Origin of the sequence: Streptomyces sp. NPDC007205 (genome assembly GCF_040634095.1) — a bacterium.
GTDB lineage: Bacteria > Actinomycetota > Actinomycetes > Streptomycetales > Streptomycetaceae > Streptomyces.
On sequence record NZ_JBEYEW010000005.1, the window covers coordinates 205,625 to 220,274 of the forward strand.

8 protein-coding genes and 1 pseudogene are annotated in these 14,650 nt (G+C 69.8%); all 9 read left to right on the forward strand.

The window, feature by feature from the left end:
• The first annotated feature begins 26 nt into the window (after positions 1 to 26).
• Positions 27 to 5,864 (forward strand): amino acid adenylation domain-containing protein, encoded by a 5,838-nt coding sequence (locus ABZ624_RS11965; protein WP_360085753.1) that lies wholly within the window; start codon positions 27 to 29, stop codon positions 5,862 to 5,864.
• On the forward strand, positions 5,861 to 6,094 hold the full coding sequence (locus ABZ624_RS11970; RefSeq protein WP_360085756.1) for an MbtH family protein: 234 nt from the start codon (positions 5,861 to 5,863) through the stop codon (positions 6,092 to 6,094). The genes ABZ624_RS11965 and ABZ624_RS11970 overlap by 4 nt, the downstream gene beginning before the upstream one ends.
• Positions 6,091 to 7,353, forward strand: a complete 1,263-nt coding sequence (locus tag ABZ624_RS11975; protein WP_360085759.1) for an MFS transporter — start codon at positions 6,091 to 6,093, stop codon at positions 7,351 to 7,353. Before ABZ624_RS11970 ends, ABZ624_RS11975 begins: the two co-directional genes overlap by 4 nt.
• Entirely contained in the window at positions 7,350 to 8,150 is an 801-nt protein-coding gene (locus tag ABZ624_RS11980; RefSeq protein ID WP_360085762.1) for a thioesterase domain-containing protein, read from the forward strand. Before ABZ624_RS11975 ends, ABZ624_RS11980 begins: the two co-directional genes overlap by 4 nt.
• A complete protein-coding gene (locus ABZ624_RS11985; protein ID WP_360085765.1) occupies positions 8,147 to 9,931 on the forward strand; it encodes a non-ribosomal peptide synthetase in 1,785 nt (594 codons plus the stop codon). The genes ABZ624_RS11980 and ABZ624_RS11985 overlap by 4 nt, the downstream gene beginning before the upstream one ends.
• Positions 9,928 to 11,211 (forward strand): cytochrome P450, encoded by a 1,284-nt coding sequence (locus ABZ624_RS11990; protein WP_360085768.1) that lies wholly within the window; start codon positions 9,928 to 9,930, stop codon positions 11,209 to 11,211. Before ABZ624_RS11985 ends, ABZ624_RS11990 begins: the two co-directional genes overlap by 4 nt.
• Before the next feature lie 17 nt (positions 11,212 to 11,228).
• On the forward strand, positions 11,229 to 12,854 hold the full coding sequence (locus tag ABZ624_RS11995; protein ID WP_360085771.1) for a condensation domain-containing protein: 1,626 nt from the start codon (positions 11,229 to 11,231) through the stop codon (positions 12,852 to 12,854).
• A 26-nt stretch (positions 12,855 to 12,880) separates the two neighbouring features.
• Positions 12,881 to 14,149 carry an ATP-grasp domain-containing protein gene (locus ABZ624_RS12000; protein ID WP_360085774.1) on the forward strand — a complete coding sequence of 423 codons (1,269 nt, stop codon included), beginning with the start codon at positions 12,881 to 12,883 and terminating at the stop codon, positions 14,147 to 14,149.
• 70 nt (positions 14,150 to 14,219) lie between these two features.
• Positions 14,220 to 14,476 (forward strand): annotated as a pseudogene (locus ABZ624_RS12005) (ISL3 family transposase); the annotation flags it as partial.
• Positions 14,477 to 14,650 lie beyond the last annotated feature (174 nt).

Below are 14,650 nucleotides of genomic sequence, written 5' to 3' on the forward strand. Positions count from 1 at the left end.
GTTCAGCTACGGGGGAAAAATAAATAATGTCGGACAATTCTGTCGTCAACTCTGCATTCGCTACGCTTCTCGAAGCATTTGCATCGTCTGTCAAGCTTTTTCCGCAACGTGTCGCCATAAAATTCGGAGAACAGGTCCTTACCTATGAGGATCTCGACCTCCGATCCGATGAGCTGGCGGCGGACATTCAAGAACGGACCTGCCCCGCGGGCCGGCCGGTCGCCATCCTGCTTGAACGGTCCCCGGAGATGGTGATCGCAGCGATCGCGGTCCTCAAAACCGGTTCCTGCTACGTTCCGCTGGACCCGGAGTCCCCCGGCGCGAGGCTCGAGGTGATACTCGAGGACGCGGCGCCCGCGCTCGTCCTGACCTCGGACGCCCTGCTGGGTGCAGTGCCGGCCGGGCATGCCGTCCTGTCCGTGGACAAAGGCCGGAACGACGACCGGAGCCGCACCGGCAAGCCTTTCCTGCCGCCCGTGGTGGCTCCGTCCGACCGTGCGTACATCATCTTCACTTCCGGAACCACGGGCCGCCCCAAGGGTGTTCAGGTCACGCACGGCAACGTTGTGCGGCTCTTCGCCGTCGCCGACCCGTTGTTCGGTTTCGGGCCGGACGACGTCTGGTCCATGTTCCACTCCTTCGCATTCGACTTTTCTGTGTGGGAAATGTGGGGAGCGCTGCTCCACGGTGGAACTGTGGTGATCGTTCCGAGTGACGTGGCAAAGGATCCGCAGAGATTCCGCACGTTGCTCCGTGACGAGCGGGTGACGATGCTCAGCCAGACGCCCACGGCCTTCGCTCAGTTGATGTCCGAGGAATCCCGGAACGAGGACAAACTTCCTCTCCGTTACGTTGTTTTCGGCGGAGAGGCACTCAAATTCTCCGACCTGGCACCCTGGTTCGGGAAGTACGGAGATTCCACCCCGGAACTCGTCAACATGTACGGCATCACCGAAATCACGGTGCACGCCACTCACCGGCGGGTCACGCAGGCGGATCTCGGCCGGGAAGGCAGCCTCATCGGCGTTCCGCTTCCCGATCTCGACATCCTTCTCCTGGGCGAAGACCTCGCGCCCGTACCTGAGGGGGCGACCGGGGAGATCGTGGTCACCGGCCCCGGCGTGGCTTTGGGATACCTCGCCCGGCCAGAGCTGACCGCGGAGCGCTTCGTCGATGTCAGCGGCCCGGACGGCCGCACGGTGCGCGGCTACCGCTCGGGTGACGTGGCCCGGCGTCTGCCCGACGGCGAACTGGAGTACTGCGGACGGCGCGACGAGCAGGTCAAGCTCCGGGGCTTCCGGATCGAACTCGGTGACATCGAGACCGCCCTGACGTCGCTGCCGGCTGTCGGACAGGCGACGGTGGCCGTCAAGGAGGTGGACGGCGAACGCGAACTCGTGGGGTACGTGGTCCCGGCCCACGGAGAGGCACCGGACGAGCCCACGCTGCGCGGCCGGCTGTCCGGACTGCTGCCCGCCTACATGGTGCCCGTGGCGTTCGTGACGATGAACGCGCTGCCGATGACAGTCAACGGCAAGCTGGACCGGGCGGCGCTGCCGGAACCGGACCAGGCGCTGCCCGAGCACCGGAACCTCCCTGGAAGCGGGCCGGCTGACGGGGTGTCCCCGCGATCGCTGCGCGAAGAGCTGCTCTGCGAGCTGTTCGCACAGGTGCTCAACCGCCCCTCGGTCAACCCCGACGACGACTTCTTCACCTTGGGCGGCCACTCACTGATGGCGATCCGCCTGGTGAACCGCATCCGCGCGGCGGTCGGCCTCGAGGTCGCGGTCAAGGATCTCTTCGAAGCGCGTACCCCAGCGGCGCTCGCGGCCGCGGGCGCCACGGACTCCAGTCGCCCGGTGCTGCGACCACGCCCGCGCCCTCGCGACGGACGGATCCCTCTGTCGTACGCCCAGCAGCGGCTCTGGTTCCTGCAGCAGGTCCACGCCGGCTCGTCCGCGTACCACATTCCGCACGCCCTGCACCTGACGGGCCGTGTGGACAGGGACGCCCTCGGTGCGGCCCTGCGCGATGTCGTCCTGCGGCACGAAGTGCTGCGGACCGTCTACCCGGAGCAGGACGGCACGCCGTACCAGCACATCCTTGCGCCCGGCGCGGTCGGCTCACCGCTGGCCGTCTCGCACACCACCACGGACCGCCTCGACGCCCAGGTGACGGCCACGGCACGAGCGGCGTTCGACCTGGCCACCGATCTTCCGCTGCGCGCGCACCTGTTCGTACTGGAGGAGGAGAAGAGCGTTCTTCTCCTCGTCCTGCACCACATCGCGGGCGACGGCTGGTCGCTCGAGCCCCTCGTCCGTGACCTGGCGCGTGCCTACACGGCGCGGCTGAGCGGCCGGGCGCCGGACTGGGAGCCGCTGCCCGTGCAGTACGCCGACTACGCCGGATGGCAGCAGGAACTGCTCGGCGACGAGGCACCGGACACGCGCCTGTCCCGTCAACTCGCCTTCTGGACCGAGACGTTGCGGGGCTCCACGGAGGAGCTCGACCTCCCCTTCGACAGGCCCCGGCCCACTGCCGCGGACTTCTCGGGCGACCTGGTCGGCATCGACCTGGACAGGGATCTGCACCGAGCAATCGCGCAGCTGGCACGGACCACGGGCACCACCGTCAACATGGTGCTGCAGGCCGCCGTAGCCGGAACGCTCACCCGACTGGGAGCCGGCACGGACCTTCCGATCGGCGTCGCTGTCGCCGGCCGGACCGATGAGATCCTGAGCAACCTGGTCGGCTTCTTCGTCAACAGCCTGGTGCTGCGCGCGGACACCTCCGGTGACCCGAGCTTCGTCGAGCTGCTGCAGCGCGTACGCACCCTGAGCCTGGCCGCCTTCGACAACGAGGACCTGCCGTTCGAGCGGCTGGTGGAGGCCCTCAACCCGACGCGTTCGGCGTCGCGTCACCCGCTGTTCCAGGTCCTGATCGCCTCGCAGAACGACATGCCCGACGACTTCGGTCTGCCGGGGCTCTCGGTGGACGCCCGTCCCGTATCCGGTGGCACGGCCAAGTTCGATCTGTCGTTCAAGTTCAACGAGCGTCGTGACCGCGACGGGAACCTGCTCGGCATCGGTGGGGGCCTGGAGTTCAGCACCGCGCTCTTCGACCGTGCGACGGCCGAGGCGATCGTCGGCCGGCTGCACAGGCTGCTGCGAGCCGTGTGCGCGACGCCCGGCAGCCGGCTCAGCCAGGTCGACATCCTCTCCGGCGCGGAGCGGCGGCTGCTCTCGGAGTGGAACGACACATCACAGGTCCCGGCCGTACTGCCCGACACCGCAGCGGCGATGGTCGAGCGGCAGGCCGCCCGGACCCCCGACGCCGTGGCCCTCATCCAGCGGAACACCCGCTGGACCTACCGTGAACTCGACGAGCGCGCCAACCAGTTCGCCCACCGGCTGAGCGAGCTGGGCGTCAGCGCCGAGAGTCGGGTCGCCCTCAGCATGTCTCGCGGCCCGGAGGCCGTCGCCGCGATCCTCGGCATCTGGAAGGCGCGAGCCGCCTATGTGCCGCTCGACCCCGAACACCCCGCGGAACGCCGTGCCTTCATGTTCACCGACAGCGGTGCCTCGGTCCTGCTGACGGAGACGGGCCTGTCCGGCGACCTCGACCTGCCGGCGACGGCACGTGTGCTGCTCGTGGACAGTGACGAGCGGCTGCGCACGGCAGCGAAGGACCGGCCCGCGTCCGTGGCCAGTGCGTCCGACCTCGCTTACATCATCTACACCTCCGGCTCCACCGGCACGCCCAAGAGTGTGATGATCGAGCACCGTGGTGTGGTGAGCAGGCTGTACGACGTCGTCGACCGGTTCCGGCTCGCTCCCGAGGACACCAGCCTGCAGATCACCGCGTTGGGGTTCGACCCCTCAGTGCGTGAGCTGTTCGCCCCGCTGTCCGCCGGCGCCGCCGTCGCCCTGCTGCCACCGGAAGGCGCGCGTGACCCACGGACCGTCATCGACGAAGTCCGCACAGTACGGCCCTCGGTCATCCTGTTCATCGTGCCGTCGCTCCTTGAGGCGGTGCTCGCCGAGGGGGCGGATCCGGCCGTCTTCTCCTGCCTGCGGCTGGTGGCCACCGGCGGCGAGGCCCTGCGCGCTCCCGAGGCAAGGGCGCTGCTGGAGACCTGGGGCTGCGAGGTCCTGAACCAGTACGGCCCCACGGAGAACACGATGATGTCGTGCGTCCACACCGTACGCCCGGAGGACCTGCGGACCCGTATACCCGTGGGACGGCCCCTGTCGGGAACCCGGGTGTACGTGCTCGACGAGCATCTCAGTCCGGTCCCGCCGGGGGTCACCGGCGAGGTCTATCTCGCGGGTGTCGGCGTCGGTCGCGGGTATCTGGGGCGCGCCGGGCTCACCTCGGCCCACTTTGTGGCCGATCCCTTCGGCGCACCGGGTGAGCGCATGTACCGCAGCGGCGACCTGGCGCGCCGGCTCCGGGACGGTTCGCTCGACTTCGTCGGCCGCGCCGACGGTCAGGTCAAGCTCCGCGGCTTCCGGATCGAACTCGGAGAGATCGAGGAGGTTCTCGCGGAGCATCCGGCGGTGTCGCGCGCGGCGGTGATCGTGCGCGAGGACCAGCCGGGCGACCCGCGCCTCGCGGCCTACGTCGTACCGGCCGGTAACGGCCTCGTGCCCAGCCCCGGTCAGCTCAGGGACCACCTGAGCGGCCGGCTGCCGGACTACATGGTCCCGGCCGCGTACGTGGAGATGGAGACATTGCCGCTGCGCGGCAACGGAAAGCTGAACCGCGGTCTGCTGCCCCGGCCGTCCCTCGCCGGCACCGCCGGCTCACGGACCCCCCGCAACCCGCGCGAGGAAGTGATGTGCGGCCTCTTCGCCGAGGTGCTGGGCGTACCGCATGTGGGCATCGACGACGACTTCTTCCAGCTCGGCGGTCATTCCCTGCTTGCCGCCCGGCTCATTTCCAGGGTGCGGACCATGCTGGGGCTCGAACTCTCCATGCGCAGCTTCTTCGAGGCCCCCACGGTGGCCGGACTCGCCGAGCGGGCGGGCCTGGACAACGGAGCGGATGCGCTGGAGGTCGTACTGCCACTGCGCACCGGAGGGGACCTGCCGCCGCTGTTCTGCATCCATCCTGGTGGGGGTCTGGCCTGGAGCTACGCGAGCTTCATGAAGTACGTCCCGCCGGGCATGCCGTTCTACGGCATCCAGGCCCGGGGACTACTGCACCCGGACGACATGCCGGGCACCGTCGAGGAGATGGCGGCGGCCTACGTCGCCGAGATCCGACGCATCCAGCCGGAGGGCCCGTACCACCTGCTCGGCTGGTCCTTCGGCGGCATCGTCGCCTTCGACATGGCGACCCGGCTCCAGGCGGACGGCGCGGAGATCGGCCTGCTGGCCATGCTGGACTGCTATCCGGGCGTGCCGGACCACTACCGCGTCGACGAACAGAACATGGTCGCCGCGCTGTTGGACCCTTCCCGGCCCGGAGTGGTGCCGCAAGCGGGGTCCAAGGAGATCGCCGACGTGCTGGAGGTCCTCAAACAGGACACAGGTGCCCTGGCGAGTCTCACCGAGGACCAGCTGGTGGCTCTGCTCACCGCCATGTCCCACAACCGGCACATCGTCAAGGACCATGTGCCCGGCCGGTTCGACGGCGACCTGCTGTTCTTCCTGGCCACCGAGGGCCGTATCGAGGGCGCGCCGATGCCTGACGTCTGGGAGCAGTACGTCAGCGGCGCCGTGCGCTGGCACGCCGTCGATTCCACCCACACCGCGATGAACCAACCCGAGTCACTGGCGCAGATGGGGCCGATCCTGGCCGCAGCTCTGGCCGACCTTCACGCTGCCGACCGCAGCCGTACGCAGGGGGACGCACGATGACCAATCCTTTCGACGACCGGGAAGGCCGGTTCCAGGTCCTGCTCAACGGTCAGGGACGCCACTCGCTCTGGCCTGTGTTCGCCGAGGTGCCGGCCGGGTGGACCGTGGTGCACCCGGCCGACACCCGGGAGGCCTGCCTGGCCTATGTGGAGGCCCACTGGACCGACCTGCGGCCGACCGCGACGGCGCCGGCCTCGTTCCCCGCCGGCGAAGGGAACAGCGGCGCATGAGGGGCGATTTCGCGATCCTCGGAGATCGCGCCGTACTGGCACTCTTCAGCGCCCGTTCCGTCTCACTTCTCGGCAACGCCGTCGCACCGATCGCCCTCGCCTTCACGGTGCTGCACCTGCCCGGCGGATCTCCCTCGATGCTGGGTGTGGTGCTGGCCGCGAGGCTGCTCAGCCAGGTCACGTTCGTCCTGCTGGGCGGCGCGTTCGCGGACCGGTGGCCGAAACTGCGCGTCATGGTCTCCGCCGACCTCGGCGCGGGACTCTCCCAGGGTCTCGCGGCCTGTCTGGTCATCACGGGGCATGCGACACCGTGGATGCTCGCCGGGTTCGCCGCGCTGAGCGGTGCGGCAGCGGCCATCTTCGAGCCCGCGTCCCGCTCGGCCATGCCCCAGCTGGTGTCCGGCGACGCGTTGCAGTCGGCCAACTCCCTGCTGAAGCTTTCCATGCGCGGCGGCAGCATTCTCGGCGCCGCCCTGGGAGGTGTGCTGGTCTCCGCCATCGGCGCGGACGAGACCATGCTCGTGCCGGCCGGGACCTTCCTGTTGTCGGCGCTGCTGCTGCTCACCGTGCGGATCGCCGATCCGGTGGCGCCCGCCAAGGGCGGCCCCTCGCTGGTCCGGCAGATCCGCGAGGGCTGGAGGGAGTTCACGGCGCAGCAGTGGGTGTGGGTGATGGTCTCCCAACTCGCTTTCGTGAACGTGCTGCTGGCGGGCAGCTTCTACGTCCTCGGTCCGGTGGTGGCCGACCGGTCCCTCGGCGGAGCCTCCGCATGGAGCACGGTGCTGGTCGCGCAGGCGGCAGGGTTCGTCGTCGGCAGCGTGGCCTCCATGAAGGTCAGGCCGCGCCGCCCCGCGCAGGCGGCAGCGCTGCTGACCATGGGATTCCCCCTCTCGGTCCTGCTGATGGCGGCGGAGGCGCCGCTCGCGGCCATCGCCGCAGCCACGTTCCTCGCCGGTGTGTGCATCGACGTCTACGAGGTGCTCCTGGACACGGCACTGCAGAAGCACGTGCCGCCGGAGGCGCTTTCGCGCGTCATGTCCTACGAGTCACTCGGCTCCTTCGCACTGGTTCCGCTCGGCATGGCGGGAGCAGGACCCGCGGCGGACCTGGTGGGGGTCGACACGGCCCTCTTCGGTGCCGCAGTACTGATCATGCTGGCCGGTCCGGCGGTTCTGCTGCTCCGTTCCGTGCGCGGTGTGACCGACAAGACGGACTCCGGGCAGACCGCCGGCACCGCGACCTCGGAGGTGACGGCATGACTGCTCCCGCCCCCACTCCCGCCAAGTTCCCCCGGTCGCTGCTGCGACGCCCCTCACCGGAGGCGGCGGCCCGTGTCTTCTGCTTCCCGTACTCGGGCGTCGGCGCCTCGATGTTCAACCAGTGGCCCCGGATGATCGGGGACGCGGAGGTCTGCCCCGTTCAGCTGCCCGCGCGGGAGAACCGTATCCGTGACGAACACTTCGGGACCTACGAGGAGCTGGCCGCCGTTCTCGCCGCGGACCTGGCTCCGTACCTCGACCGGCCGTCGGTGTTCTTCGGACACTGCGCCGGGTCGCTGCCCGCGTTCGAGACGGCTCTGCGCCTGGCCGACCAGGGGCTGCCGTCACCGGCCGAGGTCGTCGTATCGGCTCAGGTCGCGCCCCACGACTGCCCCAACGACCGGTTCCTGCACATGACCGACGCGCAACTGGCCGACGAACTGGGACAGTTGGTGGTCGCCCGGGGCGGCACACCGCATCCGATGCTGATCGAGATGACCCTGAGCGTGCTGCACCAGGATCTCGACGCCAACCGCGCCTATCACCGGCCGGAGCCGGTGACCGTTCCGTCGGGCATCACCGTTCTGCACTGGAACGAGGACCCGGAGATCGAGCCGTCCCAGATGCACGGCTGGAGCGCGTACTCCGAGCGCGTCAGGTTCACCGGACTTCCCGGTGCCCACTACGCGTTCTTGTCGGCGCCTCCCGAGCTGCTGCGGACGCTGCACTCGCTGGCCCTCCCCGAGGACCCGCCGCCCGCACCGACGGCCCCGGCCCACGAAGGAAACCCGTCATGACCGACACGATCGATGCCCTCCTCGCCCGCCGGGCCGCCGCACACCCCGACCGCGTCGCCGTGCACGGCGCCGACGGCCGGCTGACGTACGCCGAACTCGACGCGCAGGCCGAGCGGCTGGCCCAACTGCTGGCCGGCAGCGGGGTACGCCCCGGCGACGTCGTGGCACTGTGCTGTGAGCGTTCCGCCCGGAGCATCGTCATGCTGCTCGCCGTCCTCAAGGCGGGGGCCGCCTACCTCGGGCTGGACGCCAGGCAGCCCACGGCGCGCCGCGACCTCATCCTGCGGGACGCGTCCGTGCGGGTCGTGCTCGCGGACGAGGTCTCCACGGGCGGTCTGGACGGCGGCGGCTACACCGTCATCGTGCCCGGCGAGGAACAGGACGCGGCACATGAACGGCCGTCGGCCCGGCCGGCCCCGCACTCGGGCTCCCGCTCCGGCTCCGACCGCACCGCATATGTCGCCTACACCTCGGGGTCGACCGGTACGCCCAAGGGCGTGTGTGTGCCCCACCGCGCCGTGCTGCGGCTCGTCGTCGACACCGACTTCATCGGCGTGGAGAGCACCGACACGTTCCTGCACTACGCTCCCGTCGCGTTCGACGCCTCCACGCTGGAGATCTGGGGCGCGCTGCTCAACGGCGCCACCCTCGCCGTCGCCCCGCCCGGCGACCTCTCCCTGAGTGAACTGCTCCGCTTCGTACGCGAAGAGCGGATCAGCGTCATGTGGCTCACCGCCGGGCTGTTCCACCGGGCCGTGGACGTGGGACTGACGGACCTGCCCCACCTGCGTCATCTGCTCGCGGGCGGTGACACCCTGTCGGTCGCGCACGTCAACCGTGCCGTGGCCGCGCTCCCGCACACGGCGGTGACCAACGGCTACGGGCCGACGGAGAACACCACCTTCACCACGACCCACACCGTGCGGGAGCCGGTGGACGGGGCCACCGTGCCGATCGGCCGACCCATCTCGGGCACGGGTGTGCTCGTGCTCGACGACCGTCTCCGACCGGTCCCGGACGGAGAACCGGGCGAGCTCTACGCCACCGGAGAGGGCCTGGCCCACGGCTACCTCAACAGCCCAGGCACCACCGCGGAGCGCTTCGTCGCCAATCCCTACGCCGACATCCCCGGCGAGCGCATGTACCGCACGGGCGACCTGGTGCGCCGGCAGACCGACGGGAGCCTGGAGTTCATCGGCCGCGGCGACGGCCAGGTGAAGATCCGCGGCTTCCGCATCGAGACCGGTGAGGTGGTGGCCGCGCTGACCGCCCTTCCCGGTGTGAGCCGGGCGGAGGTGGTGGCCCAGCGCCGGGGCTCGGGCGACCGGCGTCTGATCGCCTACGTCGTGGGCGCCGAGGGCGCCAAGCCGTCCGCTCTGGAGATGCGCAGGCGGCTCACGGACATTCTGCCCGGCTATGCCGTGCCCGCCCTGGTGCGGGTGGTCGACGAACTGCCGCTCACCGCGAACGGCAAGGTGGACCGGGCGGCGCTGGAGCGCAGGGACACGGCTGAACGGCCGGAGGTCAATGCCGAGTACCGGGCCCCCGAAGGGCGCCTGGAGACCGCCATCGTCGGGATGTGGTCGGACCATCTCGGGTTCGACGGGATCGGCGCGGACGACGACTTCTTCGAGCTGGGCGGTCACTCACTGATGGCCGTGACCATCATCGCCGAACTGCACCAGGAGTTCGGGGTCGAGATCTCGCCGATCGACTTCTACTTCGACCCCTCTCCCGCGGGTCTGGCCCGGTCCGTCGAGAAGGCGGGTGTCACGCCATGAGGATCCCCGAAGTCACCGCCGAGGGCATGGCGGCCGTCGACCTGTCGGAAGTGAACCTGTTCGATCCGGCTTTCCACGCCGAGCAGGACCCGCACACGGCCTGGGCGTTCATGCGCGAGCACGCCCCGCTCCATCGCCAGGAACTGCCGGACGGCCGCTTCTTCTGGTCGGTGACCCGGTACGACGACGCGTGCCGGGTACTGGGCAACCACCAGGAGTTCACCTCCGAGCGCGGCAGTCTGCTGAACCAGCTCGGCCATGGCGAGGCCGCCGCGGGCAAGATGCTGGTCGCCACCGACCCTCCGCGCCACAATGAACTCCGTCGGCCTCTGAACAAGCTGTTCACCGGCCGTGGGCTGGCGAGGAGCGAGGATCGTATCCGGGAAGCGGTACGGGCCCTGCTCGCACCGTCGCCGGACGGCGGTGAGTGGGATCTCGCGCAGCGGGCCACCATGCTGCCCATGGCCGTGGCCGGGACGCTGATGGACCTGCCGGAGCCGCACTGGGAGGACCTGGTGCGGTGGACGGGCATGGCCGCCGCGCCGGACGACCCGGTCTTCATGATCCGCAACGGGCACGCCACCCTCGCCATCGCCCACCACGAGCTCTTCAAGTACTTCTCCGAGCAGTACGCCGCCCGCAAGGGGGCCGAGGGCGACGACGCCATCGGTGTGCTGATGACGATGCGCGACGGTGAACTCACCCTCGAGGAAGTCGTCGTCAACTGTTACAGCCTGCTGCTCGGGGCGAACGCCACCACCCCGCACACGGTGGCCGGCACGGTGCTCGCCCTGCTGGAACGGCCCGAGCAGTTCCGGGCCGTCCGGGAGAACCCCGCGCTCGTCCCGTCGCTCGTCGAGGAGGGGCTGCGCTGGACCTCACCGGCGAGCAGCTTCCTGCGCCACGCGGTCGACGATGTCGAGCTCAGCGGAGGCGTCGTGCCCCGCGGCGACGCAGTGGCCGTCTGGGTCGGCTCCGCCAACCGCGACGCGGACGTCTTCCCGGACCCGTATCGCTTCGATGTGGCACGGGAGGCAAACCGGCACATCGCGTTCGGATACGGGGCCCACTACTGCCTCGGCGCCACGGTGGCACGCATCACCCTGCGCATCTTCTTCGAGGAACTTCTGCGCACCACCGAGGACATCACCCTGGCCGGCGAACCGCGCCACCTCGCGTCGAACTTCGTCGCCGGTCTCACCAGTCTCGCCGTACGCGTCACACCGCGCCGCCCAGAAACGGCACGCGGCGGTCACACGGAAACGGCACTCAGCGCATGAACGAGAGGACCAGCTCCATGCAGCACACCGACGCCGGCTTCCCGGCGGCAGCTGCGACGACCGACCTGCCCGCGACCCTGACGGCCATCCTCAGCGAACACCTGTCCGGGCAGGACGTCGGACCCGACGACGATTTCTACGCGCTCGGCGGTGATTCGCTCATCGCGCTGCGAGTCGTGGCGTCCGCGCAACAGCACGGCATCGCCATGACCTTGAAAGACCTGCTCTACTACCCCACGGTGCGCGAACTGGCCGCGTATCTGTCTTCGTCGGAGTGCGAGCCGCCGTCCGTCACCGCGCAGCCCTCTCCCGGCTCGGCGAGCGACGGTGGTCTCCTCGCCGCGGGCGATCTGGCCCTCGTGCCCGCAGACGTGGAGACCGCCCTGCCCGCCTCCGCCCTGCAGGTCGGCATCATCTACCTCTGTGAGACCAGCGGCGACCCCGAGCTGTACCACTCGGTGATCGGCTGGGAAACAGTCGCCCCATTCGATGAGGCCGTCTTCCGCTCGGCCCTCGGCCGGCTGTGCGACCGCCACGAGGCGTTGCGCACCTCCTTCGACCTGGGCACCTTCTCCGAGGCCGTGCAACTGCAGTGGAGGCACATCGAACTGCCGCTGTCCGTGGAGCGGTTGCCGGAGTCCGACCAGGCCAAGGCCCGGGATCTGGTCCGCGCGTGGAACGAGCACGGCCTCCAGCTGCCCCTGGACTGGAGCCGCGCCCCGCTGTTCCGCTGTCATGTGGTGGCTCAGCCGGAGTCCTTCCACGTGGCCATCGCCACCCACCACGCCGTTGTCGACGGCTGGAGCTACGGCCGGCTGATCGTCGACCTTCTGGAGCTGTACGCCGCCGGCCTCAAGGGCGAAGAGGCCGGGTTGCCCGAGCTGCCGGCCACGGGAGGCAGCGACTTCATCGTGGCCGAGCGCGAGTTGCTCGCCTCGGCAGAGGCCGCCGACTTCTGGCACCACCGGGCCGACGTCCCCTCGCTCCTCTTCGAACGGGGACAGTTCAGCGGGGCGGCCAACGCCGTGGCGAAGGCCGAATTCCCCCTCAGCGAGGGGATGCTGAGCGGTCTGCGCAGCGCGGCTCGTACGGCCCGTACCTCACTCAAGTCCGTCGCTCTCGCAGCCCATGTCCGAGCGCTGTCGGCATGGACCGGGCGCCAGGAGGACCTGGTGACCGGTGTGGTCGTCAACACCCGGCCGGAGAAGGCGGGGTCGGACCTGATGGTCGGGCTGTACCTCAACACGGTCCCGTTGCGATTCGCGTCCCTCGACGAGTCCTGGGCGGACCTGGCACGACAGGCGTTCGACCTGGAGCGCGAGGCGGGTCCCTACCGCGGCTTCCCGCTGGCCCAGATCGAGAGCCGGCTGGAGCGGGCTCCGTTCGACACCGTGTTCAACTTCATGGACTTCCACGTCTACCAGGAGCTTCCGGCCACGGTCGACGTGGAGACCCGTTCCTGGTGGGTACGGGGGAAGCCCAGCTTCCCCTTCCGTGTCGACTTCGAAGTCGACGGTACCGAGGCGGGCAGCCGCGTGGTCGTCGCCTACGACCCCGCGCTGCTGGAGGCACACGGCGTCGAACAGTACGCACGGCACTTCGAGTCCGCTCTGGCCGACGCCGCCTCGCAGGCGGTGGCATGAGCCGCGGGGGACGGACCCTGGCAGTCGTGTACGACGACGGCGCAGCGTCCGCGGGAGAGATCGGAGTGGGGCTGGGAGAACTGGGCCACGTGGTCTTCCTCGTACCCGACACCCCGCACAACCGCCTGCTGCGCCCGGTCATGGAGAACCTGGGCGACGTCGTCGCGCTGACCGGCTCGCCCCAGGAGGACATCGACCTCGTGCGGAAGGTGGCCCCGGACGCGGTCCTCACCTACAGCGAGCGGATGATCCGCAAGACGGCCGAGCTGGCGCAGGCGCTGGGACTTCCCTCGCACTCCCCTGACGTGGCCCATGCCCTGACGGACAAGGTGCGCCAGCGCCGGATCCTGCGGGCCCGGGGCGTCGACGAGGTCCGCTCCCATCCGTTGCGCTCGCCGCAGGGGTGGCCGGCCGCGCTGTCGGCGGTGTCCCTGCCCGCGATCATCAAGCCCGTCCAGGGCGGCGGCAGCCGTGACACCTATGCCGTGACGACGGACGCCGAGGCGGCGGAGGTGCTGGCGCTGCTCTTCTCCGGGGAGAACGAGACCGGCTCCACCGAGTTCACCGTCGAGGAGCTGTTGGAGGGCAGGCCGAGTCTGCCCTACGGCGACTACGTGTCGGTGGAGAGCGTGTGCACCGAGCAGGGCGTCGTCCACCTGGCCGTCACGGGCAAGTTCCCGCTCATGAAGCCGTTCCGGGAGCCCGGCAGGTTCTGGCCCGCCAACGTTTCCGCGGACGAGGAACGAGCGATCCTGGACCTCACCACCCGTGCGCTCCAGGCCCTCGGTGTGACGTACGGCCTCACCCACACCGAGCTGAAGCTGACGGCGTCCGGCCCCCGCATCATCGAGGTCAACGGCCGGTTGACCGGCCACATGAACCTCACGACGCGGAGTGCGCTGGGGATCGACCTGGTGCGTATCGGCGGGCTGCTGGCGCTGGGTGAGCAGCCCGGCACAGGCCCGCTCGACTTCGGCGGGCAGGTGCATTTCCAGTTCAACACCATGGCTCCGACTCAGGCATGCCGGCTGGAGCGCATCCATGGGGCCACTGAAGTCCGCCGGATACCGGGAGTCGTCGGGTACCGCACCTACGCCAAGCCGGGCACGGCCATTCCCGGGGGCGTCATGACGTATCCGCTCGACGTCGTATGGGGCACCTGTGATGATCACCCGTCCATGATCGAGGTGGTGCGGCAAGCGCTTCAGGTGCTGTCGTACGACTTCGCCTTCTCCGGCGGACTGGTCCGACGCATCACGGCCGAGGAACTCACCGAGGCCACGATCACCGTATGAGCCGGTGCCCGGCCGGGCCCGAACCGGAACGCTCGCTGCCGAGCGCGTGTGCAGGACGAGCAACGGGCGTCGCGCTTGCGGCTGTGAAGGACCGCCGCGCGACACGGTGACCCGGCGGCGGCGTACGAGCCGCTCGGCTGGCGCCCCACCACCTTGGTGGCCACGCTCCGTCGATACCGGGGTACCGGCCGCGGACATGTGCGGCGCCAGAACACCAGCCGGGCGGCCGAGCCGTGCGGGAAGCCCTCGCGGCGCGGGCTGCGTGGGGCACTGGGAGACATCCTCGTGCAGCACCTGACCGTGGCCCGGGTCGCGGAAGGGCTCGGCGCCGGGTCCAGCAGGCCACGCGCGGGCAACGTGGCGGGACCACGGGAGGCCCGGGCGGCGTGTGCCGTGCTAACGTTGTGCGTTTGCAGCGTCGCTCTGTTCGTGCTCCGTTCGGAGTCTCTGGCTGGCGGCCGCGTCCCTGCCGCGCCTTCCTCGGTACGGTCCCTTCGGAGG